Origin of the sequence: Acidithiobacillus sp., from assembly GCF_049965315.1 — a bacterium.
Lineage (GTDB): Bacteria > Pseudomonadota > Gammaproteobacteria > Acidithiobacillales > Acidithiobacillaceae > Acidithiobacillus_B.
This window is the reverse complement of record NZ_JBMFWL010000007.1, coordinates 24,396-48,654: the sequence shown is the minus strand read 5'-3', so window position 1 is coordinate 48,654 and position 24,259 is coordinate 24,396. Positions and strand designations below refer to the sequence as shown.

The following is a 24,259-nucleotide window of genomic DNA, read 5'->3' as shown; positions in this document are numbered from 1 at the left end:
ATGGGCCGCTCCTATTTGCCGGGTGAATGATCCGACGGCGGCGGGATGCCGTCCTCGTCATCGCCGCCACCGGTGTCCATGCCCAGTTCCTTGAGCTTGCGCGTGAGGGTGTTGCGTCCCCAGCCGAGCTTGTGGGCGGCATCCTGCTTGTGGCCCTGGGTATGCTGCAGGGCCGCTTCGAGGAGGGTGCGCTCAAAAAGAGGGAGCAGATCGTTGAGGATCCCTTCCTCACCGGCCGTCAGGCGCTGGGCGGCCAGCCGCGCGAGGCGCTCGCGCCAGTCGCCGCCCTCGTACTCCGGCGCACTGGGCCGGCGCTCCATGCCCGTCATTTCGGCGGGGAGATCCGTCACCTGCACCTCTGCCGTCGGGGCCATGACCGTGAGCCAGCGGCAGACGTTTTCCAGTTGGCGCACATTGCCGGGCCAGTTCCAGGCGCTAAAGACGGCCTCGGCGGCGGGACTCAGGATCTTGCGCTCCACCTCCAGCTTGATGGCGCTTTCCAGCAAAAAGTGGCGGGCGAGGCGCGGAATGTCCTCGCGGCGCTCGCGCAGGGGCGGCAGGTGCAGGCGGATGACGTTGAGGCGATGAAAGAGGTCTTCGCGAAAGCTGCCCTCCCGCACCTTGGCCTCCAGGTCCTGATGGGTAGCGGCGAGGACGCGCACATCGGCGCGCTGGGGGGCGTGGCCGCCTACCCGGTAGAAGGTGCCGTCGGAGAGCACGCGCAGGAGGCGGGTCTGCAGGGCCGCCGGCATGTCGCCGATCTCGTCGAGGAAGAGCGTCCCCCCGGCCGCCTGTTCAAAACGCCCCAGGCGGCTGCTCACCGCACCGGTGAAAGCGCCCTTTTCATGGCCAAAGAGTTCGGATTCCAGCAATTCCGCAGGGATGGCGGCGGTATTGATGGCAATGAACGGTCCCCCCGCCCGCGGGCTATGGCGGTGCAGGGCCTGGGCGATGAGCTCCTTGCCGGAACCGGACTCGCCGGTGATGAGGACGTTGATCTGCGACCGGGAGAGGCGGCCGATGGCGCGAAACACCTCCTGCATGGCCGGGGCCTCGCCGATGATCTCGGCCTGCTCGCGCTCGGCACCCGGCGCATTCGCCACGGCCTCCCCGCCGCTGGCGAGGGCCCGCCGCACCAGGCCCACCGCTTCGTCCACGTCAAAGGGCTTGGGCAGATACTCGAAGGCACCGCTCTGGAAGGCGGCAACGGCATTATCCAGGTCGGAATGGGCGGTGATGACGATGACCGGCAGGCGCGGCCATTGCGCCTGGACTTCGCGGAGGAAGGCCAAGCCGTCGAGGCCGGGCATGCGCAGATCCGTGATCATGGCGCCGGGCTGCTCCCGAGCGAGGGCATGGAGGGCGGCGTCGGCGTCGGCAAAGCTGCGCGCCGGGATCTGCGCATTGCCCAGGGCCTTTTCCAGCACCCAGCGAATGGAGGGGTCGTCATCGATGATCCATACGGCACTCATGGGTGAATTCCTATCCGTTCGGGTTTGGGGAAAGGGGCAAATAGACCGAGAATACCGTTTCTCCCAGGTGGGATCGGCAATGGATGCTGCCCCCGTGACCGCGCACCAGTCCTTGGGCAATGGCCAGCCCCATGCCCATGCCCTCGGCGCGGCTGGTGACCAGGGGCAGGAAGATGCGGGAGAGCATTTCCGCGGGGATGCCCGGGCCGTCGTCCTCCACATCCACCCGCAGCACCAGGCGGTGGCGCTGATGATGCAGCGTCACATAACGCTCCACCCGGGTGCGCACCAGGATCTGGCCGCTGCGATTGAGGGCCTGCCGCGCATTGCGCAGGAGATTCAGAAAGACCTGGACGAGCTGTTCCTGATCGGCGGGAAAGTCTGGAATGGAAGGATCATAGTCGAAGCGCAGGGTGATGCCCGTAGGCAGTTCCGCAAGCACCAGCCGGCGCACGTATTCCAGCACCTGATGGATATTGGCCATGGCCATTTGCGGCTTGCTGCGCGGTCCCTGCAGACGGTCCACCAAATGATGGAGGCGGTCCACCTCATGCAGAATGATCTGCGTGTATTCACGCAATTCCGGTCGCTCCAGCTCCCGCTCCAAAAGCTGGGTGGCGCCGCGCAGCCCGCCCAGGGGGTTTTTGATCTCATGGGCCAGCCCGCGCAGGATCTCCTGCGCCGCGCTGTAGTTGCGCTCCTGCATTTCTTCCTCGGCGTGGCGGGCCGGCAGCTCCATGGGACGCATCTCCACCACGAGCTGATCGCCAAAAGGCGTAACCACCAGATCGACGACCATGCTTCCCCCTTCGGGCAGAAACAATTCGCTGCTCCGGCGCAGGATGGCCCCCTCCGCCGTGCGCGCCTCTTCAAGGAGGGGCGGCAGGCCGCCTTCCGCCTTGAGCTGACACAATGCCGCCAACGGCTGCCCCAGGGCATGGCGGCTGCTCACCTGCAGCAGGTTTTCCGCCGCCGGGTTGAGATAGCCAATGCTACCCCCGGCATCCAGCAGCATGACGGCGGATTCCAGGGCGTCGATCACCCCCTGCATGCGTGGAGGCTGAATTGCGGTGGCAAGCTGGGCCATGCGCCGTTCTCCATGATTTGCGTTGCAGACACTGCAGCAAAAAGCGGGCCACGCCCTTGCCGCAAAGGTTTTTGGGGAGGGCGACATCCATATGATCGCAGACCAGCCACGATATTTTCCGCTGGATCTCCTCAATGCTTCCCATACTGCACCATTTTAGTGCAAATAAACAGCCATGCCCCAATATCGATCGGGATGAGGAATTGAAAATGCCCATGAAGGGCGCTGGGAAAAAGGCGAGCATCCCCAGCAAGGGGGCCGTCGCGCCATCCGCTCCCGCCGGCTTCCATGCCAATGCGGCATTGATATTGCTTGGCTACCCCTGCATGCACAGGCACGGGATGCGCGGATCGCCCCGCTCCCGGATGGTTTCCTTCGCTGGGATTGGGGGGCTACACTGAGCGTTCATTTGGACAATGTGAAATTGGACTTGCCCCATGACTTATTGCCTCGCCATTCATGTGGACCGTGGTTTGGTTCTGTGTTCGGACTCGCGTACCAATGCGGGCACGGACAATGTGAGCACCTACTCCAAGATGCATAGCTTCCTGTGGCCGGGAAACCGCATGCTCTGCCTCCTGTCGGCGGGGAACCTGGCCACCACCCAGGGCGTGGTCAAGCGCCTGCGCAACGATGTGGGGCAGGGCGCAGGTACCAGCCTCCTCAGCGTGCAGTCCATGCTGGAGGCGGCGGATTATATCGGTATGGTCAACGCCGAAATACAGCGCAATCAGGCGGAGCGTGACATCAGCAGCACCAGTTTCGAGGCGAGTTTCATCCTGGGCGGGCAGATCGGCGCGGAGGTGCCGGCCACGTTCATGATCTATCCCCAGGGCAACTATATTCATGAATCCGCCGAGCATCCCTTTTTGCAGATCGGCGAGATCAAATATGGCAAGCCCATCCTCGACCGGGTGATTCGCCCGGACCTTTCCCTGGAGGCGGCGGGGCGCTGTGCCCTGGTATCGATGAACTCCACCATGCGCAGCAATGTTTCCGTGGGCGCGCCGGTGGAACTGCTCATCTACCGCACCGGCAGCCTCCAGGAAGGACGGCGGCTGTGCCTGAGCGAGGATGACCCCTTTTTCCGTTCCATTGGCGAGCGCTGGAGCGAAGGACTCTTGCAGGCCCTGAACAACCTGCCGCCCTTTCCCTGGGAAGGGCCGGTGGATGAGGGTCAGGTGTACCCCTTTTATCCTTCCCCTTAAGTCAGGCACATGAACACCAGGAGGCATTCCCATGGGTATCCACGTTGCCATTCGTCATCGTACCGAATACCACTTCGACCGTTTGGTAACCATTTATCCCCATATCCTGCGTCTGCGCCCGGCGCCCCATTGCCGCACCCCCATCCTCGCCTATAGCCTCAAGGTCGCGCCCCAGCAACATTTTCTCAATTGGCAACAAGATCCGTTCGCCAATCACCTGGCGCGTCTGGTGTTCCAGGAGCGCGCCCGGTCGCTGCTCGTGGATGTGGAGGTCATTGCCGATCTGACGGTCATTGATCCCTTTGATTTCTTTGTCGAAGAGAGCGCGGAGCGCTGGCCCTTCCGCTACCCGGCGGCCCTCGCCAAGGAACTGGCGCCCTATCTGGAATGCGCAGCGGCGGGGCCCTTGCTGCAGTCCTTTCTCCATGGCATTGAACGGCATGAGCAGAACACCGTGCTCTTTCTGGTGGCCCTCAACCAGCGGTTGCAAAAGGCCATCGACTATAGCGTGCGCATGGAACCCGGCGTACAGAGCTGCGAGGAGACCCTGGCCCGCCATCTGGGGTCCTGCCGCGATACCGGATGGTTGCTGGTGCAGGTCCTCCGCCATCTGGGTCTGGCGGCCCGCTTTGTCTCCGGCTATCTGGTTCAGCTCGTGGCCGACGAGAAGCCCCTGGAAGGGCCGGCGGGCCCCGTACAGGACTTTACCGACCTGCATGCCTGGGCCGAAGTCTATCTGCCCGGTGCCGGGTGGGTCGGGCTGGACCCCACTTCGGGGCTCTTCGCCGGCGAAGGACACATCCCTTTGGCCTGCACCCCGCAACCGAGCACGGCCGCGCCCATCGTCGGGGCCACCGATCCTTGCGAGGTGACCTTCACCTTCAGCAATACGGTGACCCGCATCCGGGAAACTCCACGCGTCACCAAGCCTTACAGCGAGCGCCAGTGGGCGGCCGTCATGGACCTCGGCAACCGGGTGGATGCGCGCCTCGCGGCGGGGGATGTGCGCCTGACCATGGGCGGCGAGCCTACCTTTGTCGCCGTGGATGCCCGCGATACCCCGGAATGGAACAACGCCGCCCTGGGCGAGCAAAAGCGCGAACGGGCGGAAATCCTGGTGCGCAAGCTGCAGCAGCATTTTGCCCCCGGCTCCCTGCTGCACACCGCCGAAGGCAAGTGGTACCCCGGCGAAGCCCTCCCGCGCTGGGCCCTGGGGATCTATTGGCGCAAGGATCAGGTACCGCTGTGGCGCGATGCCGGCCTCCTCGCCGCAGCGGGCAGGGATTACGGCCGGACGCTGGCGGATGCCGAGCGCTTTGCCGGCACCCTCACCCGCTATCTCGGCGTGGCGGAGCACTTTGTCCTGCCGGCCTATGAAGATGCCCTCCATTACCTGCAACAGGAAGCGGAATTGCCGGTCAACCTCGATCTGGCGCAACTGCGGCTCGATGATGCCCGCGAACGGCGTTCCCTGGCCGACAAGCTCTCCCGCGGCCTGGACCAGCCGGCCGGTTTCGTTCTGCCCCTGGCCTGGGATGAAACACGGGAAACCTGGCGCTCGGCGGCATGGACCTTTCGCCGCAGCCGACTCACCCTGATTCCCGGCGATTCGCCCCTGGGCCTGCGCCTACCCCTCGATGCCCTGCCCTGGATCGCCGCAGAAGACCGGGAGATACGTCCCGAAGTAGACCCCTTTGCGCCGCAAATGCCGCTGGCCGATATCCAGGGCGAGGTGGCGGCGCGCTATAGCCGCTTCGTGCCCTCGCCCGCGGATGCCGAAAAGGCCCAAGCCCCCGCCGATGCCGGCGCTTCCCCCCGCCAGATCCCCCACACCGCCCTGGCCATCGAGCCCCGCGGCGGCGGTCTCTACGTCTTTCTGCCACCGCTGGAACGCCTGGAACATGCCCTGGACCTGCTCGCCGCCGTCGAGGCCACGGCAGCGCGCCTGCGCCTGCCGGTGGTGCTGGAGGGTTACCCGCCGCCCAGCGATACGCGCCTGGAAAAGCTCCTGGTCACCCCGGATCCCGGCGTGATCGAGGTCAACATCCACCCCTCCCGGTCCTGGGCGGAGCTGGTGGCAAATACCAACGGCGTTTACGAAGCCGCGCGGCAATCCCGCCTGGGCGCCGAGAAGTTCATGCTGGACGGTCGCCATACGGGCACCGGCGGCGGCAACCATATCACCCTCGGCGGCAACACTCCCGCCGACAGCCCCTTCCTCCGCCGCCCCGACCTGCTGCAGAGCTTCATCACCTACTGGCAGCACCATCCCGCCCTGTCCTACCTCTTCAGCGGCCTGTTCGTCGGCCCTACCAGCCAGGCACCGCGCGTGGACGAAGCCCGCCACGAGGCCCTCTACGAGCTGGAAATCGCCTTTGCCCAGACGGCTCCGGGCGAAGTGCCTCAGCCGTGGCTGGTGGATCGTCTCTTCCGCAACCTGCTGGTGGATGTGACCGGCAACACCCACCGCGCGGAAATCTGCATCGACAAGCTCTACTCCCCCAGCGGCCCTGCCGGCCGCCAGGGCCTGGTGGAACTGCGCGCCTTTGAAATGCCGCCCCATGCGCGCATGAGTCTGGCCCAGCAACTCCTGGTGCGGGCCCTGCTGCTGCGCTTCTGGGAGGACCCCTATCGCCACGCCCTGATGCGCTGGGGCACCGAGTTGCACGACCGCTTTCTGCTCCCGCATTATCTCTGGGAAGACCTGCGCGAGATCCTGCTTGATCTCCAGGCCCACGACCTTCCCTTTGATCCGGCCTGGTTTGCGCCCTTTCTGGAGTTCCGTTTTCCCGTTTACGGGCAGGTTCAGCTCGGCGACATCGGTATCGAACTGCGCGCGGCCATCGAGCCATGGCATGTGCTGGGGGAGGAGGTGACGGGTCATGGCACGGCCCGCTATGTCGATTCCTCGGTGGAGCGCCTGCAGGTCCGGGTCAACGGCCTCAGCGACAAACGCTATGTGCTGGCCTGCAATGGCCGGCGCATCCCCCTGCGCAGGACCGGCACTCCCGACCAGGAGGTGGCGGGGGTGCGCTATCGGGCCTGGCAACCGCCTTCGGCCTTGCACCCCACCATTCCGGTGCATTCCCCGCTGGTCTTCGATCTCATCGATACCTGGAATGGCCGCTCCGTCGGAGGTTGCACCTATCATGTCATGCACCCCGGCGGGCGCAACTCCGAGGAGTATCCGGTCAACGCCTGGGAGGCAGAAGCCCGCCGCCAGAGCCGCTTCGAGCAGATGGGGCATAGCCCGGGACCCTACACGCCAGCGCCGGAGATGCTGGCCAGGGGGCCCGCTGCGGGGCACTTCGTTCCCGAAGGAAGCCAACCCGGCGCCATGGATGCGCCACCCGAAGAGATCAACCCCGATTACCCGGCGGTGCTGGATCTGCGCCTGGGTGGTGCATTGCCACGGTAGCCGCAACTTCCGCATCCGGAAGTTGCACCAACCAGGTGCATTCGGTCGCGGCGGCAGGCGAGGGGCGGCCTTGGCGGATCCGGGCGAGGCCCGCCGCTTCCATGGACTGGCATGGCGATTGCTTCATTGACCGCACAAGGTGTGACGAATCTGCACCCGCCACCCACTGGGGGGAGTATGAACCTGCTTTCTGAGAGTTATGGACAGCAATCGGCCTACGATGAGCTCATCGACGCCCAGCAACAGCCCCGGCCTGCGGCCAAGGCCCTCTTCGCCCACTTGCTCAGTCTCGACCCAAGCGCCCTCGCCGCCCGCCGCCAAGCGGCCGAGGCCGCCATCCTGGCCATGGGCATCACCTTCACGGTCTATACGGAAGCGGGCAACATCGACCGCGCCTGGCCCTTCGACATCATCCCGCGCGTCCTTTCCCGATGCGAATGGGAGCAGATCGAGGCCGGCCTGAAGCAGCGCCTGCGCGCCCTGAATCTCTTCATTGACGACCTCTACAACGCCCAGCGGATCATCAGCGACGGCGTCTTTCCGCGCGAGGTGCTGGAGGGGTCGCATAATTTCCGCCAGGCCTGCGTGGGCATCCACCCGCCCTTTGGCGTCTGGGCCCACATTTGCGGAAGCGACCTGGTGCGCGACCAGGATGGCACCGTCTATGTCCTGGAGGACAATCTGCGGGTGCCCTCTGGGGTATCGTACATGCTCGAAAACCGCCAGATCATGAAACGCCTCTTTCCTGAACTCTTCCAAATCTGCAGAATTTTGCCCGTGGATGACTACACCAGCCGCCTCTACGACACCCTGGCCGCCCTCTCCCCCCGCCAGGGGGAGCGCCCCGTGGTGGTGGTGCTGACCCCCGGCATTTACAACTCCGCCTACTTTGAACATAGCTACCTCGCCCAGCAGATGGGGGCCTACCTGGCCGAAGGCCCGGACCTTTTCGTCGGTCAGGATGACATCGTCTACCTCAAGACCATCGCCGGCCCCGAACGGGTGGATGTGATCTACCGGCGCATTGACGACGAATACCTCGACCCCGAAGTCTTCAACCCGGAATCGGTGCTCGGCGTACCGGGCCTGATGAGCGCCTGGCGCAAGGGCACGGTGGCCATTGCCAACGCGCCCGGCGCGGGCGTCGCCGATGACAAGGTGGTCTATGCCTTCGTGCCGGAGATCATCCGCTATTATCTGGGCGAAGCACCGATCCTGCCCAACGTGCCCACCTACCTGTGCATGCGCGCGGCAGACCGCGACTATGTCCTCGCCCACCTCGACGAACTGGTGGTCAAACCCGCCAATGAATCCGGCGGCTACGGCATGCTCATCGGGCCACGGGCCACTCCCGAGGAGCGCGCCCGCTTTGCCGAACTCATCCGTGCCGATCCGCGCAACTACATCGCCCAGCCCACCCTCGCCCTCTCCACCGCCCCCACCCTGGTGGGAGATCATCTGGAACCCCGCCACCTCGACCTGCGGCCCTTCATCCTGCAGTCGGATCAATTGCATGTCACCACGGGCGGCCTCACCCGGGTAGCCATGCAGCCCGGCTCGCTGGTGGTCAACAGCTCCCAGGGCGGCGGCAGCAAAGACACCTGGATCGTCGACCTGGAGGAGGCCCCATGCTCTCTCGCGTAGCCGAAAACCTGTACTGGATGGCCCGCTATCTGGAGCGGACCGAAGACATGGCGCGCCTCATCAACGCCACCACCCTGCTCCTGCTGGACCTCCCTCCGGGCGCCCAGTTCGGCTGGGACATTCTCCTGCAAGTGGCGGGGGTCAGCGAACTCTATCGGGAACATTACGGCCCCCCGGAAGAAACCCGCATCATGCGTTTTCTCATTGCCGACGAACGCAACCCCAGCGCCGTGCTCTCCTGTATCCACCAAGCGCGGGAAAACAGCCGCACCTTTCGTGACGTGCTGCCCGCGGAATTCTGGGAGCGCATCAATGCCCTCTTTCTCTTCGGGCGCGACCATGCCAGCGCCTCCGCCGCCAACCGCCATGATCGCTACGCCTTTCTGAACGAGGTCATCGCCCGTCGCCACGCCCTGGTCGGGCTCCTGGTGGGCAGCATGAGTCAGGATACGGCCTACCAATTCGTCAAGCTGGGGCGCAACATGGATCGTGCCGACATGACCACCCGCATCGTCGATGTCACTACCGCCGTCATCCTCCCCCAGCGCGACAGCCTGCGCGAGGCCGTGGGCGAAAGCCTCTGGCTCGGCGTCCTGCGCGCCATGAGCGCCTTCGAGATGTACCGCCGCCATGTTTCGGTGCAGGTGCGCGGCAATCAGGTGGTCAACTTCCTCCTCAAAAACGGCAAATTCCCCCGCACCGTCAAACATTGTCTGGGCGAGATGGAAGTCGCCCTGGCCCTGCTCCCCAATTCCGGCGGGCCCCTGGATATGGTGCGGCGGGCGCGCAAGCGGCTCGACGCCCTGCGTTTCGACGACCTCGGCCCGGCCCTCCTCCATGAGTATCTGGACCAGGCGCAAAAGGACTTGGGCACCATTCATCACGCCATCCATCGCGAATACTTCGATCACCTCGCCGGCAGCGGACAAGCCGGGTTTTACGCCGAGCCCAGGCGCCGTCCCCAGCCCGAAGGCCGCCCTGTTTCCACACAGTTTCAGCAAAACTTCCGAGAGACAAGTCCATGACCGCTTCTGCCGAATTCCCCCGCTACGGCGACAAGCAAAACTCCCCCTTTTTTGAGGAATGGCTGGGCCGCCTGCTGGAAGACCGCGACCGGCAGGGGCTCACCGACAATATCGGGCGCATCGACGCCCTGATGATCACCGTCGAACCGGGCCACTCCGCCGCCTATGTGGGCGAACTCTGCCTGATGACCCCCTATCACTACCTGGTCACCCTGGAGTCTGAGCAGCATTTCACCCACCTCCTGCGCATCGACATGAACGCCCCCGACATCCTCGTGCGCGAGGTCAAGGACGCCAATCTCCACGGCATCTTCCGCAGCCTCAACGAGGTCTACCCCATCGGCGCCCAGCGGCCCAACTCCCGCTACATGGGAGAAATCTTCCAGGTGGCCAATCTGCATGAGGTCGTCGAAGCGCAGAAGGCCCGGGAGATCCGCTTCTTCCATCAGGACCAGATCCGCCGTCTGGAGCTGCCGGGCAACATGGCCGTCGTCAAGCCATCGCCCTATACCCACAACATCGTCGGCTACTGGGAACGTCCCGACGCCAACATCCGCGTCTACGCCCTGGGCCTGTCCAGCATCCGCGACGACATCCAGGCCGCCTACGCAACGGCCAAGGAGATGCGCGAGAGGCTGGGCCTCGATGCCCTCCTCCTCCCCATCGATCACCTCGCTACCCGCGTCTACAGCCAGAACCGGGAAGTCGCCCTCCTCGAATATCTCACCCTCTCCAGCTATTACTACTGGGGCTCTTACGACATTCCCGAGCAGAATTCCTCCACCAACGTCACCAAGAGCGTCCACTTCGACAACGCCTTCCAGAGCCCGGTGAAGGTCTTCACCGCCGCCAACCACCCGTATTTTTGCAATCACCTCCTCGGCATTCCCTCCCCCACCGAAGCCTTCGTGCGCAACTTCGGCCCCCGCCTGCACCATCTCGCCGTGGCCGTGCAGGACGGCCATACCGCCGGCATGACCAATATCGACTACGTCGTGCATGCCCTCCAGCACTGCGGCCGGGATTTCCTCCTGGAGGTGATCGGCTCCGAGCAGGAAGGCCTCAAGCAGATCTTCTCCAGCGCCTCGGAGCACTCCTCGCTGATCATCGAATACGTGCAGCGCTTCGGCGATTTTCAGGGCTTCTTCACCAAGGAAAACGTCGCCGGCCTCACCGCCGCCGCAGCGGCGGATGAAACCCTGCGCAGTCTGGAAAATGCCGCGCGCCGGGGGTAAGGGGAAGTCCCTTTCCCGGCAATGTCTCCTTGGCCGTGGCAGGAAACCCCATTGTCAGGCCCGCCCAAGGGGCAGCGACGGACCGGGATTGGCGGCGGGACGCGGCCTTGTTCCGCCGCGCATGCTGCTTGACGCGGTGGCCGAAATTGGCGTAAATGTCCGGCATTATCCCGTGCTGGAGGCAGCGGCTTGGACAGTCACCCCAACAGGCCCCATGGAGGCAAGCCAGGGCCCTGGATACGGGGCGGATTGGACCAGTGATGCTCACGCCACCCACCGAGGCGGATCTCCTGCAGCATCTGCCCGAGGATGAGCGTCAGCGCATCAAGGACCGCTGGCGGATCTATCAACTGCGCCACCATCCCTCCTGGTGGCGGCGCCTGCTCCTGTTCCTGAGCCTGATCGGGCCTGGCATTCTCGTCATGATCGCCGACAACGATGCCGGCGGCGTCATCACCTACGCCCAGACGGGCGCGATGTACGGCATCGGTTTTTTTATCCCCTTCTTGTTGCTCATGATTCCCGTGGCCTACGTCGTGCAGGAGATGACCGTCCGCCTGGGTGCCGTGACCCATCGCGGGCACGCCGAAATGATCTGGGGCCGCTATGGCGCCTTTTGGGGCGTGTTTTCCCTGCTCGACCTCACCGTCGCCAACATCCTGACCCTGGTGACCGAGTTCATCGGCATCCGGGTGGGCATGAGCATCTTTTCCGTACCCCCTTTCCTTGCGGTGCCGGTCGCCTGGATATTCGTCGCTTCCATCATGGTTTTTTTGCATTACAGCACCTGGGAGCGCTTGGCGCTGTGGATCGCCGCCGGCAACATCATTTTCGTACCCCTGGCCATTGCCGCGCACCCGGACTGGAGCCAAGTGATTGCCGCCATCGGCAACTGGCACATCCCCGCCGGCGCCGCCCTGGGCGCCTTTACCTATGTCATCCTGGCCAACCTGGGCACCACCATTGCCCCCTGGATGCTGTTTTTCGAGCAGTCCTCCGTCGTCGACAAGGGGCTTACCGTCCACGACATCCCCAGCGGTCAGGCGGACACGGCCATAGGCAGCCTCTCCATGGGGATCATCGCCATCGCCATCGTCGTGCTTACGGGAACGCTGGTCTATGGACACGCGGGCGCGGCCAACTTTGATATCCAGGCCATCATGCACATCCTGCGGCAAAGCAGCCTGGGCAGCATCGGCACCGCTCTCTTTGCCCTGGGCCTCGTCGAGGCCGGACTGATCGCCGCCATCGCCATTACCGCCAGCACCTCCTGGGCGGTGGGCGAGGCGCTCAAACTGCCGCGCAGCCTGAATCTCCAGCCACAACGCGCATTGCCCTTTTATCTATCCGGCATCCTCAGCGCCGGCATGGCCGCCATGGTGGTCCTGATTCCCCATATCCCCTTGGGTTTCCTGAATCTTACCGTCCAGGTGATCGCCTCCATTTTCATGCCCGCCGCCATGCTGTTCCTGCTCATGCTGCTCAACGACCGGGACATCATGGGCGGCTATGTCAACCGGCCATGGCAGAACTGGTCGGCTTTCGCCATCGTCGGCTTTCTCATCCTGGCCAACGGGCTTTATGGCTATACCGTGGTATTCCCTTCCTCCTGAGGAGTTCCCATGAACCGCAAAGAGGACTTTCATTCTGCACCAACCCAAGACTTCCTGGCGTTCTTGCAGGAGGAAACCCACCAGGAGCCAAAGCCGCTCAGCCGTGCCCCCGTTCAGGGTTGGATACAGGTCGCCTTCTGGAGCCTGCGCATCTATATCGTGGTGATGCTGGTCATGGTGGCCATCGGCTTCGCACGCGGCATCCATTGACCGGGGAGCAATGCCCCGCCATGCTTCCGTGGTTTTCGGTCCTCACCAGGGAAGGACGCTTGGCATCAATGCCGTCCCTCCCAGTGGCCCCGACCCCAGAACCAGCGCCCGTCCCTATGCCACCAGCGGCCCGGCGCCCAGCGGGCGTAGGGGTGGGGTGGATAGGCCCAGCGCCCCGGTCCCCATATCCATCGTCCCTGCCAAGCCCAATCTCCGGGCATCCAGATCATGCCCACCGCCGGCGCCGGCGGGATCACGGTGACCGGCGCCGGCGGCGGCGGCCCGGGCACCACCACCGCCCCGGCGACCGGCCCCTCCACATAGGCGGGTCCGGGTGCCACCACGCAGCCGGTCAGGACTGCGAGCCAACCCACCGTCAATGCCGCCCGCCATCCCGGATGCGCGCTCATTTTTCCAGGTCGCTCCGCCTTTCGAGGTATTCATCCCGTCCGATCTCGCCGCGGGCATAGCGCTCACCCAGGAGCTTGAGGGCGGTACTCCCGTTGTCGCTCACGCCGCTCCTGCACCCATGGGAATGCCGGCAGACAAAAGCCATGCGCGCCAGGAACGCCAGGCCGATCACCACACCCGCGATAATCAGCAGGCACAGCAGGCCCCAAAACAGTCCGAAACCGCCCATCATGTCCGGACCATAGTAACCGGGGCCCCAGGCTCCACCCATCATGCCCGAGCCATAGTAGAATGGTACGGTCGGCCCCAACGCTGCCGTCGGCGCCTGGCCCGACGCGGTGGCGGCGACGGTTTGCGCCAAGGCCCATGCCGGCGCCATCATCAAGCCCATGGCCATGGCCATGGCGGTCATGGGGATTCCCTTTTTTCGCCGTGATGCACCCATGCTGTTCATCAGCAGATCTCCCGTCGCGGAAACGCCTTCCGCCACTGCAAGTATAGTTGCAGCTTTGTCCCCGCGCTTGCGCGAGGGAGCGGGGATTCCTTCCGGCTTTCCCGAAGATCCATTTCAGGCCTCATTGCCTGCTCCGGCCTCCTTCGTCTCCGGCAGCGCCGGTGATAAGTCCTTGCCGAACCATCGATAAAACGCCGGGATGACAAAGAGGGAGACCAGGGAGCCGAAGCCGAGACCGCTGACGATGACCAGGCCCATGGAGAAGCGGGCCTCGGCGCCGCCGCCGGTGGCGAAGAGCAGGGGAATGGCGCCGGCGATCATGGCGGCGACGGTCATCAGGATGGGGCGCAGGCGCAGGGTGGCGGCTTCGACGACGGCATGCTGTTTGTCCAGACCCTTTTCCCGTTGCAGGGTGCGGGCGAACTGGACGATGAGGATGCCCTGCTTGCTGATCAGGCCCATGAGCATGACCATGCCCACTTCCGAGAAGATGTTCACGCTGGAGATCCCGACGCTGATAGGGGCCAGGGCGCCGAAGAGGGCCACCGGTACGGCGCTGAGGACCACCAAGGCGTCCTGAAAACTCTCGAACTGGGCGGCCAGCAGGAGAAAGACCATGAGCAGGGCGAAGCCGAAGGTCATGGCGAAGGCGCCGCCCTGGTGCATGTATTGGCGGGAGACCCCGGCGTAGTGGATCTGGTCCTCGGGCGGCAGGATTTTTTGGGCGTGGGTGCGCAGGAAGTCCAGGGCGGTGCCGAGGGAGACGCCGGGGGCGGGGTTGGCCGCGATGAAGACGGCATTGAGCTGCTGGAACTGGGGGAGGAAGGCCGGCGCCGAGCGTGCGCGGAGCGATACGAAGGTGGACAAGGGAAGTTCGGTGCCATCCTTGGTCTTGAGGTAATAGGATTGCAGGAAGGAGGGGTTGGCGCGCAGGGCCGGCGGTACTTGGGGCACCACGCGATAGCTCAAACCGTCCATGTCGAAGTAATTGGTGTAATTGCCGCCCAGCAGGGTTTCCAGGTTGCTGCCGATGTCGGCCATGGTCAAGCCGAAGGATGCCGCCAGCCTGCGGTGGATGTGGATCTCCGTGATCTGGTTGTCGTATTTGAGATTTTTGCACACGAAGGAAAAGAGGCCGCTGGCCTTGGCCTGGGCGATGAGGGTGGTGCTGACGGCGTCCAGAGCGTGATAACCGCCGCCGGTGCTGGTGATGACGAACTGCACCGGCAGCCCGACGGCGGCCCCGGGCAGGGGCGGCAGGCCGAAGGCGGAGAGCTTGAGGCCGGGCACCTTGCCGACGGCCTGCTGGATCTGGTCCTTGACCCCCTGGGTCGTGATGGCGCTGCTCCGGTTTGGGTTGAGGACCACGCCGGCCATGACGTCATTGTTGAGCAGCATCCCGCCGATGCCGACGCCATTGACGGCGAAGGAATGGGTCCGCGCCGGGATCTGGTCGAAGACGGCCCGGGTGAGATAGCGATCGTAGGCGTTCATGTATTCCAGGGTGGCGGTGGGCTGGGCGACGCCATTGACGTAGACGATGCCTTGGTTGGCCGGCGGCGCCAGCTCGCTTTTGCTGATGGTCATGAGCGGGTAGAGGCCGGCCGTGAGCAGGAGGGCAAAGGCCACCGTCACCGGCCAGAAACGCAGGCTGCCGGTCAGGGTGCGGGCATAGGCGCCGCGCAGGACGTTGAAGACGCGATCCACCAGGTGGGCCATGCGCCCGGCGTGGCCGGCCTGCAGGATGCGCGCCGAGACCATGGGGGCGAGGGTCAGGGCGACGATGAGGGAGAGGGCGACGGTGGCGACGATGGTGAAGGCGAATTCGGCGAAGAGATGGCCGATGAGGCCGCCGATGAAGCCTAGGGGGGCGAAGACGGCGGCCAGGGTGGTGGCCATGACGAGGATGGGGCTGGCCAGCTCTTTGGCGCTGTGCAGGGCGGCGTGGAGGGGGGTGGAGCCGTGTTCGATGTGGCGGTGCACGTTTTCCACGACGATGATGGCGTCGTCCACCACCAGGCCGATGGCCAGGACCATGGCCAGCAGGGTGAGGAGATTGATGGTGTAGCCTAGGGCGTGGAGGATGGTTCCCGCCCCGACCATGGCGATGGGGATGGCCAGGGCGGGTACCAGCAGCGCGCGCCACGAGCCCATGAAGAGATAGATGACGGCAATGACGGCGAGCAGGGCGATGGCGATGTCGACGAGGACCTCATGCAGGGAGCTCTGGATGAACTGGGCACCGTTGTAGAGCACGAAGCCGTGCATGCCCGGGGGCATGCTGTGCTGCAGGCGGGCCATGACCTGCTCCACGCCGTGGGCGACCTGCAGGGCGTTGCTGCCCGGCGCCTGTTGCAGGCCGATGTTGACGGCGGGAGCGCCATCCACCAGCACCGACGAATTGTAGGTCTGGGCGCCCAGTTCGACCTTGGCAATCTGCTTGAGCTGGATGGGCACGCCCTGGACGGTGGCGACGACCAGATCCTGGAAGGACCGCACCGTATGCAAGGCGGTGTCGGCGCTGAGGGAGACGGCAAAGTACCGGCCGCGCAGGCGCCCCACAGCCGCCACGAAGTTGTTTTGCTGCAGGGCGGTGGAGACCTGCGCGGGGGTGATGCCGAGCACCGCCATTTCCTCGGGATCGAGCCAGACGCGCATGGCATAGGTATTGCCGTTGGGACCGGTGCCGGGGGGCAGGATGCCGGTCAGACCAATGCCCGGCACCGATTCGATGGCCGGTTGCACCACCCGGGTCAGGTAGTCGGTGATTTGCTGCTGGTTGTATGCCTTGCCGGTAAAGGTGAGGTACATGAGGTTGGCGCCGGAGCCAGACATCTCCTGGATGACGGGCAGCATGACGCCCTTGGGCAACTGGTTGATGACCGAATTCACCTTGGCCTGGACCTGGGCCAGGGCGGCATTGGGGTCTTCTCCCATGCGCATGTAAAGGGTGATGATGGACAGGCCGTCCTCGCTGGTGGCGGTCATGTAGTTGATCCCCGGCGCCTGGCCCACGGCCTTTTCCAGGGGAGCAGTGATGAAGGCCCCGACGGTCTTGGGGGTGGCGCCGAAGTAGTGGGTGGTCACCGTGATGATGGTATTGCTGGTGGGGGGATACTCGGTGATGGGCATGAGGCCCAGGGAACGCAGGCCAAAGAAGAAAAGGACCAGACTCAGGGAGATGGCCAGTACCGGGCGGCGGATGAAGGGTTCCGTAAAATGCATGGCGGGCCTCAGAGCTGGACGGCGTTGTTGAGGTGGACGATATCGCCGCTGTGGAGCTTGACCTGTCCGGCGGTGACGACGAGATCGCCGGCCTGCACGCCGCTGCGCACGGCCACTTCCCCATCCTGCTGGGTACCCAGGGTCACCGGCTCCTCCTCGGCCACCAGCGCGCCTTGGGAGCCCTGGGGACGCAGCACAAAGACGAAGTCGCCATAGGTATTGAAGGAAACGGCGGTCATGGGAATGGCCAGGACCGCCTGCGCCGCGGCGGTTTTCAGCTCCGCCTTGACGAACATGCCGGGCCGCAGGCCTTGGGGCTGCCGCACTTGGGCGCGTACCGCCACGGCGCGGTTGCGGCGGTCCACATGACTGTCGATGGCGCGTACCGTGGCGGCATAGTGATGGAGGGCGTCTCCCGCATGGATGCTCAAGGTGATGGGCGCGCCGACGGAGATGGCGGCAAGATCGCGTTGGGGAATGGTAAAGTCGGCATAGAGATGGTTGAGGTTTTCGATATGGATGACCGCCTGATCGGTGCGCAGATATTGACCGGGGTTGACCGTGCGCAGACCGAGCACGCCGGAAAATGGCGCCCTGATCTGGGTATCCGCCAGGGATTCCTGCAAGGCCGCCACCTTGGCCTGGGCGGCCTGACTGGTATAACGGGCACGATCCAGCGCCGCCGTGGAGATGCCATGGATGGCGTAAAGTTTTTGGGCGCGCCGGTAATCGACCGCGGCCAGCTCAGCCTGGGCCCGGGCGGCGCGGATCTCGCCAGGGAGAGGGCCGGGATTGATTTGCAGCAGCAGGGTGCCTTTGCTTACGCTCTGACCCGAGCGGAAGAAGACGGACTGCACCACTCCTGCGGTCTGCGGGCTCAGGGCCGCCCCCTGATCGGCGACGATCTCGCCCACGGCGGTCATCCGCGGAGTCCAGGACGCCTTACGCACCTTGGCTGCGGAAACCGTGACGGGGGGATGGGCATGGGCGGCCAGGGCGCTGTGCAGGGCGCGTTGGCGCATCCCGTACCAGGCGAAGATTCCGCCAAAGAGCAGGGCGACGATAATCAACATGGCGACAAAGGCTTTTTTCATTCCGATGATCTCGCAGGGGCGGTGGGGCCGAAGGGCTGGGGGGTGGCGGGGTCTTGCCACCAGCCATCGCCCATGGCCACGAAGAGGGCGGCGCTGTCCAGATAGCGCTGGGCGCGGGCCTGGACGGCGGCGGTTTCATCCTTTTGCGCTTCCAGTTCGGCATTGAGCAGGGTGGCGTAATCCACGGCGCCATCCCGATAACGGGCCACCGCCAGTTGATAGGCCGAGGCTGCCGACCGGGCGGCGGCCTTGCTATGGGTATAGGTGGTGTCGGCCGACCGTACGGCGCGCAGGGCGTCGGCCACTTGGCGAAAGGCGTTGAGCACCGTGGCCCGATAGCGATCCGTAGCGACGCGCCAATGGTCCATGGCCGCGCGTTTTTTCGCGTGCAGGGCGCCCCCCTCATAGATGGGGGCGGCCAGGGAGCTGCCGATGGCCCAGAGGGTGGAGGCGGGGTTGAAGAACATGCCGCCGGTCATGGCCGCTTTGCCTAGGCTGGCGCTGATGTCCATATTAGGATAGAGATTGGCCGTGGCCACCCCTACTTCGGCGGCCGCCGCAGCGGTCTCGGCGCGCGCCGCCTGAATGTCCGGACGGTTTTTCAGCAAAGCGGAAGGCACCAGCGTGGGGATGACGGCGGGCAGCCGCAGTTCCGTCAGGGAGGGTAAGGACAGCGGCGCATCGGGCACGGTGCCGAGCAGGGCCGCCAGTTGGTGGCGGGCGGTGGATGCGGCCGCCCGCAGGGGCGGAATCCGCGCGGCGGCGGCCTCGGCAACGGCTTCCTGCTCATCCACCGTCTGCAGGTTTTGCGCGCCCAGCCGGTACTCGTTCCGGATGAGGGTAAGCAGTCGGGCGTCGTCTTTGGCCATGGCCTGGGCGAGCCGCGCCTGGGCATGGGCCGAGGCGGCGGTAATCACCGCCTGGGCGACGGCGCCACCGAGGAAGACCTGTGCCTGATGGAGCTCCGCCCGGGCGACGGCGCTTTGGGCCCGAGCATCTTTCAGGATATACCCTTGGCGGCCGAAGACATCGGAGTTGTAGCGGATGTCCACGCTGCCCAGCAGCAGGGTATAAGGATTGCCTGGCACCCGCGTGCCAAAACCGCCGTTGGTCCCGGCGCGCAGGGCACGTTGGCGGGCGGCGCCCAGGTTCGCCCCCAGTTGCGGCAGAAAACCGGCATTGGCCACACCTTCCAGGGCCTGCGCCTGGGCCAGGGAGGATTGGGCGGCGGCGAGATCGGGATTATTTCGGGTGGCCCTGGCGATGAGGCCGTTGAGGAGCGGGGAATGGAAGAGCCGCCACCAGGATTGGCTCTGGCCCTCGGTCCATTGCAGATGCTGGGTCTGCTGCGCCCCGGTGACGGCGTGTTGATTGTAACGTGCCGGGAGGGGAGCGGTCGGCGCGGGCAGATGCGGACCAACGGCACAACCCGCCAGGCCGAGGGCCGCGAGCAGGGGCAGGAGGCGGTAGCCGCTCCGGAGCGATGGTAAGTGGGTCGAGGGGTGTGCTTTCATGGGCATCAGGCTAAAGGAACGCGCTGTAACAATCTGCCCGCCAAACGTAAGCAAATGTAACCGCATCCCCTTCCCTTACAATCGCTTACATTTGCCCCTGCCCCTTCCCCGCGCGCTCCATTACACTGCAGGCATGAATCCTTCGCATCCTTGCGCCAACATTCTGGTGGTGGACGACGATCTGCGCCTGCGCAGCCTGCTGGAGTCGCACCTGCGGGCCTTCGGCTTTGCCGTCCATGGCTTGAGCGATGGCCGGCAAGTGGAGGCCGTGCTGGATCGGGAGGCCATCGACCTGATCATCCTCGATCTGGGCCTGCCTTTTGAAGATGGGCTGGAGATCTGCCGGCGGCTGCGCCGGAGCCGGCAGATCCCCATCCTGATGCTCACCGCCCGCGGTGATGAGGTGGACCGCATCCTCGGCCTGGAAATGGGAGCGGACGACTATCTGCCCAAACCATTCAACCCGCGCGAGCTCATCGCCCGCATCCAGGCCGTCTTGCGGCGGGCCAAGCCCCTTGCTCCGGCGCCGGCCGCGCCCGAGGAAGTGGAGCCCTTGCATTTCGGCTCCTTCGTGCTGGATTTCCGTCGGCACCAGATCAGCAAGAACGGCGAAGCCCTGGCCCTCACCAGCGGCGAATTTCAGCTTTTGGCCACCCTCGCCCGTCATGACGGCCAGCCCCTGTCCCGCGACCAGCTCATGCTCCTCACCCGCGGGCGCGCCCAGGGGCCCTATGATCGCAGCATCGACGTGCAGATCTCCCGGCTGCGCCGGCTGATCGAAAGGGACCCCGCCCACCCGCAGTACATCCGCACGGTGTGGGGGCATGGCTATCTCTTCGTGAGCGCTGGCCCATGAGACCGAAAACGGCCGGTGGCGGATCCGCGGGGAGCCGGCGCGAACAATCCCGACCAGACAGCCGGCCGCGCCTCTTCCGCGACAAATGGCCCCGCACTACCCTCTGGCGTACCGTCTTGCTGCTGGCGCTGCTCTTTTTGGTCAGCCAGGGCATGGTCTTCGTACTCTATCACCGCTACGTCCTGGACCCCGCCGCCCGGCGCTTCGCCGAGTTCCTCCTGCAGAGCTATCGCGCCATCCCGGCTCCCGCCACTCCCCCAAAGCCGTCCGCCGCCCCACCTCCCGCCACGCTGCGGTGGCTAGCCAGCGATGCCTCGCCGGGGACGGCGTCCGGGAATTATTTCTTCGCCCAAAGCGCCAGGGCCATCGCTCGGCTGGCTCCCGGCGCGACCCTGCGCATGGGATCCGGTTCACCCGCGGGCACCTGGGTATGGATCCGTGGCGGTGCGGGACGGCCTTGGCTGGGCATGCGTGTCTCGCCGATCAACTTCGGCGGTTCCACATTTCTTCTCATCCGCCTGATGATCATCGCCTTGTTCACCTTCCTCGGGGCGATCCTCATCGTGCGTCAGATCAACCTGCCCCTCCTGCGCCTGGCGGAGCATGCCCGCTCCATCGGCCGTGGCGAAGTGCCCGAAACGCTGCCTTCCATAAGCGGGCCAGCCGAGGTGCAAGAACTGGAACAGGCCATCCAGCGCATGGCCCGGGACCTGCACACCCTTCATGAGGAACGCGCCATCCTCCTTACGGGTATTTCCCACGAATTGCGCACCCCTTTGTCCCGCCTCCTCCTGGCCCTGCATCTGCCCGATGGGCCGCTGCTGGAGCAGAAGGAGGCCATGCAGGTGGATGTCACCGAAATGGATGAGATCCTCGACAAATTCCTCGCCCTGGTGCGCAGCGGCCAGGAAGAAAAAAGCATCGTCAGCTCCCCGGAAGCCCTGCTGGCGCCCATGGCGGAGATCGGCCGGGAACGCTATGGGCTGGAGATCGGCATGGCCACGCCGCCGGCCTTGCCGCGCGTTGCCTACCGGCCCATGGCCATGGAGCGCGTGTTCCGCAACCTCTTCGACAATGCCGCCCGTTATGGGGGGGGACGCCTGGAGATCACTGCGCATCAGGAAGCGGCCGAGATCGTTTTCCGCCTGCGCGACTTCGGCCCCGGCGTGCCGTCGGCCTATCTGTCCCTGCTGGGCAATACTCCCCTACCGAACCAAAGGGGCGTCACCCACGGCTCGGGCATCGGCCTGCGCATCGGCCAACGCATCATCGCCCTTCAGGGCGGCTCGCTACGCTTCGCCAACGCCCAAGGCGGCGGATTGGAGGTGGAAATACGCCTGCCCCTGGGCACCTGGAGATGATCGGGAAGGCCTGCCGCCCGCGTTCATTCCTCCTCGTCCGCCGTAGCCGCTGGAGATCCGCTGGCAATCGCCGCCGCCAAAGGGCGCCACTGCAGGTGGTAAAACATCTCCAGATAGCGGCGCATGGGCGCCCGGTCCATGCCCTGGGCATAGCGCCAGAAACCGTAGATGCGCGCCAGCGTCATGAGGCGTTCGGCATAGCTTTGCCAAGTATAGCGGGCCGCAACACGGGCGATGCCGCCGCGGGAGATGGCTTCCCAGGTTTCGGGCTGCGTTTGCGCCGCTTCCAGGAAAGCGATGATCCGCTCGGCGCTGCCCTGATGATCGGTAGGGTCGATGTGGAATCCGGAAACGCCATCCTCGATGATTTCCAAGGGCCCGCCAAAGCGGGTGGCGAAAACGGGCAAACCGGAACTCATGGCCTCGATGACCGTCAGGCCGAAGGCCTCGAAGAGGGCGGGCTGCACAAAGACACCGCGATGATCGGCCACGCAGCGGTAGAGTTCACCGGCGACATTCTTGTCGAGAAGCGTCCCCAGCCAGCGCATTTCCCCATCCAGGTGGTATTGATCCATGATGGCATGCATGCGCCGGATCTCCTCCTGCTCTTCGCGGTCGCTGGAGCGTCCGGCCTGGACATGGCCACCGATGATGACCAGATTGGCCAGTTGCCGCAGGCGTGGCGAGGCGCCAAAGAGTTCGGCCAGACCGGTGAGGTTCTTGATGTGGTCGAGGCGGGCCATGCTGAACAAAATGGGCTTGTGGGGCTCCCTCAGAACGCCGCGCCGGTCCTCCCCCGGACTTTGGCCAAAAAGGAGTTCGTCAATCTCCGCAGAGAGAAAACGCAGGCGTTTTGCCTCCGCGTCATAAGGGAAATAATAGTGGGCATCGGCGCCGGGGGAGACGATGTTGAACTTGGCATCATAGACATCGATGCCGTTGACCACCCGGTAGAGGCGGGGCAGCGTATAATCCTGATGGCTCTCGTATTGGCCGATTTCGTCATCGGTGCCGGCGATTTCCTGATAGGTGCTGGTGACCACGATGTCGGCGGCGTTCATGCTGATGAGGTCCGCCGTAAACTGACAGGCGAAGTGATGGGTTTCCTCATGATCTTGCCAATAGAGATCGGCAAAGAGATATTTGCTTTTCTCCAGGGCATGGGCGATGTTGCACTGGGTGACGCCGAGGCGGTTGCTGAGCAGGCTGGCGACCAGATTGCCATCGGAATAGTTGCCAATCAGCAAATCAGGTCGGCGGCCAAACTCCGCCAGACTTTCGCGCTCCAGATCCTCCGCATAGCGTTCCAGGTAAGGCCAGACGGCGAAGCGGGAGATCCACTGAGGGACGATCTCGCCATTTTCCTCGCGGAAGGGGACGCGCAGGATCTGCACATTCTCGCTGCCGTTGACGGATTCCAGGCGCTCGTTGCAGGTGGTGCCGTCGGCTGCGGGGATGAGGCGGGTGGCGATGAGGATGCGCGGCTCGATATCCACGCCCTGGGCGATGAAGCGTTGCCGCATCTCCCGCTCCAGGGCGCGCGCCTGATCCAGGATGTAGACCACCTGCCCCCCCGTATCCGGGCGGCCCAGCACCTGGTCCTGGGCAAACCAGCCGTGGATGGAGAGGATCAGCACCTGGGAGATCATGGGGATGCGATCCATGAAGGTCTCCAGGTTTTGGGCGGACGGGGCATCCAGCAGCTCCATCAGCATGCGCATGGTCTCGGCCGTACGCTCGGCGGTATTTCCCCAACCGGGGGCAAAGCCGCGCCGGGCCATCTCCGCCGCGAAGTCCGCCCAGGGCAGGGCTTTGGGCAGGCGGCGCAGGAACTGGACGGCCTCCCGCAAGTCCTCGAAACCCGGCGTCTGATCAAAGGTCATGAGCGGCTGGCCGTTCAGCTTGTGCAGGGTCAAAAAATCGAGAATGCGTTTGCGGCCGCTTTCGATGTCGGCGAAAAGCTGGCCCCCCAACTGGCGGTTCATATAGACCAGACCGTGACCGATGCTTTCCTCATTGCGCAGGCGCAAGCGATTCCGGCGAAAGGGGGCAAAATCCACGGTCAATACCGGCCCTTGCTGCCGCGGCAGGATCTGCAGTTCCTTCAAGCGTAAAAACTCGTCGACCTCCAGGGCTTCCAGACCCAATTGTTCCTGGTGGATGCGCAGATATTCCCAGCGTCCCGGGGCCAGGCGCAGGGCGAAACAAATCCAGGTGGGCGTCACTATCGCTTCCTGGGTGCTGGCAAAAAAGGCCTTGATGGTCTCCAGTTCGGCGATGGCGCTGCAGTCTTCCCGCGCGCAATATTCCTCCAGGCTTTTCTCCAGATCCGTATGCAGAAGAAAGGGACGGCCCAGATCCGCCAAGGGGCGGAGCAGCGCATAGGCCTGTTGGCGATGGGCCGCAAGGAAGGCGCGCAGGCGGTCGATCAT

Annotated in this window: 17 protein-coding genes; 9 read left to right on the top strand and 8 right to left on the bottom strand. The window is 64.7% G+C overall.

Annotation, left to right across the window (positions count from 1 at the left end; translation table 11 throughout):
- Positions 1-11 precede the first annotated feature (11 nt).
- Complete coding sequence (gene ntrC, locus ACP5MM_RS03385; protein ID WP_427931178.1) at positions 12-1,472, bottom strand: nitrogen regulation protein NR(I); 1,461 nt, start codon at positions 1,470-1,472, stop codon at positions 12-14.
- Positions 1,473-1,482: 10 nt separating this feature from the next.
- Complete coding sequence (gene glnL / locus ACP5MM_RS03380; RefSeq protein WP_427931176.1) at positions 1,483-2,559, bottom strand: nitrogen regulation protein NR(II); 1,077 nt, start codon at positions 2,557-2,559, stop codon at positions 1,483-1,485.
- Positions 2,560-2,996: 437 nt separating this feature from the next.
- Here glnL and ACP5MM_RS03375 point away from each other — a divergent pair, with 437 nt between their 5' ends.
- The 7 genes from ACP5MM_RS03375 (at position 2,997) to ACP5MM_RS03345 (ending at position 12,912) form a co-directional block, all read left to right on the top strand.
- Positions 2,997-3,767 (top strand): peptidase, encoded by a 771-nt coding sequence (locus tag ACP5MM_RS03375; protein ID WP_427931174.1) that lies wholly within the window; start codon positions 2,997-2,999, stop codon positions 3,765-3,767.
- 31 nt (positions 3,768-3,798) lie between these two features.
- Positions 3,799-7,185 (top strand): DUF2126 domain-containing protein, encoded by a 3,387-nt coding sequence (locus ACP5MM_RS03370; RefSeq protein ID WP_427934117.1) that lies wholly within the window; start codon positions 3,799-3,801, stop codon positions 7,183-7,185.
- Between the two features lie 177 nt (positions 7,186-7,362).
- On the top strand, positions 7,363-8,829 hold the full coding sequence (locus ACP5MM_RS03365; RefSeq protein ID WP_427931170.1) for a circularly permuted type 2 ATP-grasp protein: 1,467 nt from the start codon (positions 7,363-7,365) through the stop codon (positions 8,827-8,829).
- Entirely contained in the window at positions 8,814-9,854 is a 1,041-nt protein-coding gene (locus tag ACP5MM_RS03360) for an alpha-E domain-containing protein (RefSeq protein ID WP_427931168.1), read from the top strand. Before ACP5MM_RS03365 ends, ACP5MM_RS03360 begins: the two co-directional genes overlap by 16 nt.
- On the top strand, positions 9,851-11,089 hold the full coding sequence (locus ACP5MM_RS03355) for a hypothetical protein (protein WP_427931166.1): 1,239 nt from the start codon (positions 9,851-9,853) through the stop codon (positions 11,087-11,089). Before ACP5MM_RS03360 ends, ACP5MM_RS03355 begins: the two co-directional genes overlap by 4 nt.
- 260 nt (positions 11,090-11,349) lie before the next feature.
- Complete coding sequence (locus tag ACP5MM_RS03350; protein WP_427931164.1) at positions 11,350-12,702, top strand: NRAMP family divalent metal transporter; 1,353 nt, start codon at positions 11,350-11,352, stop codon at positions 12,700-12,702.
- 9 nt (positions 12,703-12,711) lie between these two features.
- Positions 12,712-12,912 (top strand): hypothetical protein, encoded by a 201-nt coding sequence (locus tag ACP5MM_RS03345; protein WP_427931162.1) that lies wholly within the window; start codon positions 12,712-12,714, stop codon positions 12,910-12,912.
- A 65-nt stretch (positions 12,913-12,977) separates the two neighbouring features.
- Here ACP5MM_RS03345 and ACP5MM_RS03340 read toward each other — a convergent pair whose 3' ends face one another.
- The 5 genes from ACP5MM_RS03340 to ACP5MM_RS03320 all read right to left on the bottom strand — a co-directional run bounded on the left by ACP5MM_RS03340 (position 12,978) and on the right by ACP5MM_RS03320 (position 19,610).
- Positions 12,978-13,322 (bottom strand): hypothetical protein, encoded by a 345-nt coding sequence (locus tag ACP5MM_RS03340; RefSeq protein ID WP_427931160.1) that lies wholly within the window; start codon positions 13,320-13,322, stop codon positions 12,978-12,980.
- A complete protein-coding gene (locus ACP5MM_RS03335; RefSeq protein WP_427934116.1) occupies positions 13,319-13,735 on the bottom strand; it encodes an SHOCT domain-containing protein in 417 nt (138 codons plus the stop codon). The genes ACP5MM_RS03340 and ACP5MM_RS03335 overlap by 4 nt, the downstream gene beginning before the upstream one ends.
- A gap of 156 nt (positions 13,736-13,891) precedes the next feature.
- Positions 13,892-17,002 carry an efflux RND transporter permease subunit gene (locus tag ACP5MM_RS03330; RefSeq protein ID WP_427934115.1) on the bottom strand — a complete coding sequence of 1,037 codons (3,111 nt, stop codon included), beginning with the start codon at positions 17,000-17,002 and terminating at the stop codon, positions 13,892-13,894.
- Positions 17,003-17,010: 8 nt separating this feature from the next.
- Entirely contained in the window at positions 17,011-18,096 is a 1,086-nt protein-coding gene (locus ACP5MM_RS03325; protein ID WP_427931154.1) for an efflux RND transporter periplasmic adaptor subunit, read from the bottom strand.
- The gene (locus ACP5MM_RS03320; RefSeq protein WP_427934114.1) at positions 18,093-19,610 is read right to left on the bottom strand and encodes an efflux transporter outer membrane subunit; all 1,518 of its coding nucleotides are present in this window, start codon (positions 19,608-19,610) and stop codon (positions 18,093-18,095) included. Before ACP5MM_RS03320 ends, ACP5MM_RS03325 begins: the two co-directional genes overlap by 4 nt.
- A 133-nt stretch (positions 19,611-19,743) precedes the next feature.
- Here ACP5MM_RS03320 and ACP5MM_RS03315 point away from each other — a divergent pair, with 133 nt between their 5' ends.
- Complete coding sequence (locus ACP5MM_RS03315; protein WP_427931150.1) at positions 19,744-20,466, top strand: response regulator; 723 nt, start codon at positions 19,744-19,746, stop codon at positions 20,464-20,466.
- Positions 20,463-21,827: an ATP-binding protein gene (locus ACP5MM_RS03310; protein ID WP_427934113.1), complete on the top strand. Its 1,365-nt coding sequence runs from the start codon at positions 20,463-20,465 to the stop codon at positions 21,825-21,827. The genes ACP5MM_RS03315 and ACP5MM_RS03310 overlap by 4 nt, the downstream gene beginning before the upstream one ends.
- Before the next feature lie 23 nt (positions 21,828-21,850).
- Here the strand turns inward: ACP5MM_RS03310 and ACP5MM_RS03305 are convergent, their stop codons facing one another.
- Positions 21,851-24,259, bottom strand: coding sequence for a sucrose synthase (locus ACP5MM_RS03305; RefSeq protein WP_427934112.1), 2,409 nt, complete (start codon positions 24,257-24,259; stop codon positions 21,851-21,853).

What these genes read in the sequence shown, in the direction of transcription:
- ACP5MM_RS03370 (WP_427934117.1), top strand. Translation starts at nt 3,799, where the DNA reads ATGGGTATCCACGTTGCCATTCGTCATCGTACCGAATACCACTTCGAC.
- ACP5MM_RS03355 (WP_427931166.1), top strand. Translation starts at nt 9,851, where the DNA reads ATGACCGCTTCTGCCGAATTCCCCCGCTACGGCGACAAGCAAAACTCC.
- ACP5MM_RS03350 (WP_427931164.1), top strand. Translation starts at nt 11,350, where the DNA reads ATGCTCACGCCACCCACCGAGGCGGATCTCCTGCAGCATCTGCCCGAG.
- ACP5MM_RS03360 (WP_427931168.1), top strand. Translation starts at nt 8,814, where the DNA reads ATGCTCTCTCGCGTAGCCGAAAACCTGTACTGGATGGCCCGCTATCTG.
- ACP5MM_RS03365 (WP_427931170.1), top strand. Translation starts at nt 7,363, where the DNA reads ATGAACCTGCTTTCTGAGAGTTATGGACAGCAATCGGCCTACGATGAG.
- ACP5MM_RS03375 (WP_427931174.1), top strand. Translation starts at nt 2,997, where the DNA reads ATGACTTATTGCCTCGCCATTCATGTGGACCGTGGTTTGGTTCTGTGT.
- ACP5MM_RS03345 (WP_427931162.1), top strand. Translation starts at nt 12,712, where the DNA reads ATGAACCGCAAAGAGGACTTTCATTCTGCACCAACCCAAGACTTCCTG.
- glnL (WP_427931176.1), bottom strand. Translation starts at nt 2,559, where the DNA reads ATGGCCCAGCTTGCCACCGCAATTCAGCCTCCACGCATGCAGGGGGTG.
- ACP5MM_RS03315 (WP_427931150.1), top strand. Translation starts at nt 19,744, where the DNA reads ATGAATCCTTCGCATCCTTGCGCCAACATTCTGGTGGTGGACGACGAT.
- ACP5MM_RS03330 (WP_427934115.1), bottom strand. Translation starts at nt 17,002, where the DNA reads ATGCATTTTACGGAACCCTTCATCCGCCGCCCGGTACTGGCCATCTCC.
- ACP5MM_RS03320 (WP_427934114.1), bottom strand. Translation starts at nt 19,610, where the DNA reads ATGAAAGCACACCCCTCGACCCACTTACCATCGCTCCGGAGCGGCTAC.
- ACP5MM_RS03335 (WP_427934116.1), bottom strand. Translation starts at nt 13,735, where the DNA reads ATGACCGCCATGGCCATGGCCATGGGCTTGATGATGGCGCCGGCATGG.
- ACP5MM_RS03325 (WP_427931154.1), bottom strand. Translation starts at nt 18,096, where the DNA reads ATGAAAAAAGCCTTTGTCGCCATGTTGATTATCGTCGCCCTGCTCTTT.
- ntrC (WP_427931178.1), bottom strand. Translation starts at nt 1,472, where the DNA reads ATGAGTGCCGTATGGATCATCGATGACGACCCCTCCATTCGCTGGGTG.
- ACP5MM_RS03340 (WP_427931160.1), bottom strand. Translation starts at nt 13,322, where the DNA reads ATGAGCGCGCATCCGGGATGGCGGGCGGCATTGACGGTGGGTTGGCTC.
- ACP5MM_RS03310 (WP_427934113.1), top strand. Translation starts at nt 20,463, where the DNA reads ATGAGACCGAAAACGGCCGGTGGCGGATCCGCGGGGAGCCGGCGCGAA.
- ACP5MM_RS03305 (WP_427934112.1), bottom strand. Translation starts at nt 24,259, where the DNA reads ATGATCGACCGCCTGCGCGCCTTCCTTGCGGCCCATCGCCAACAGGCC.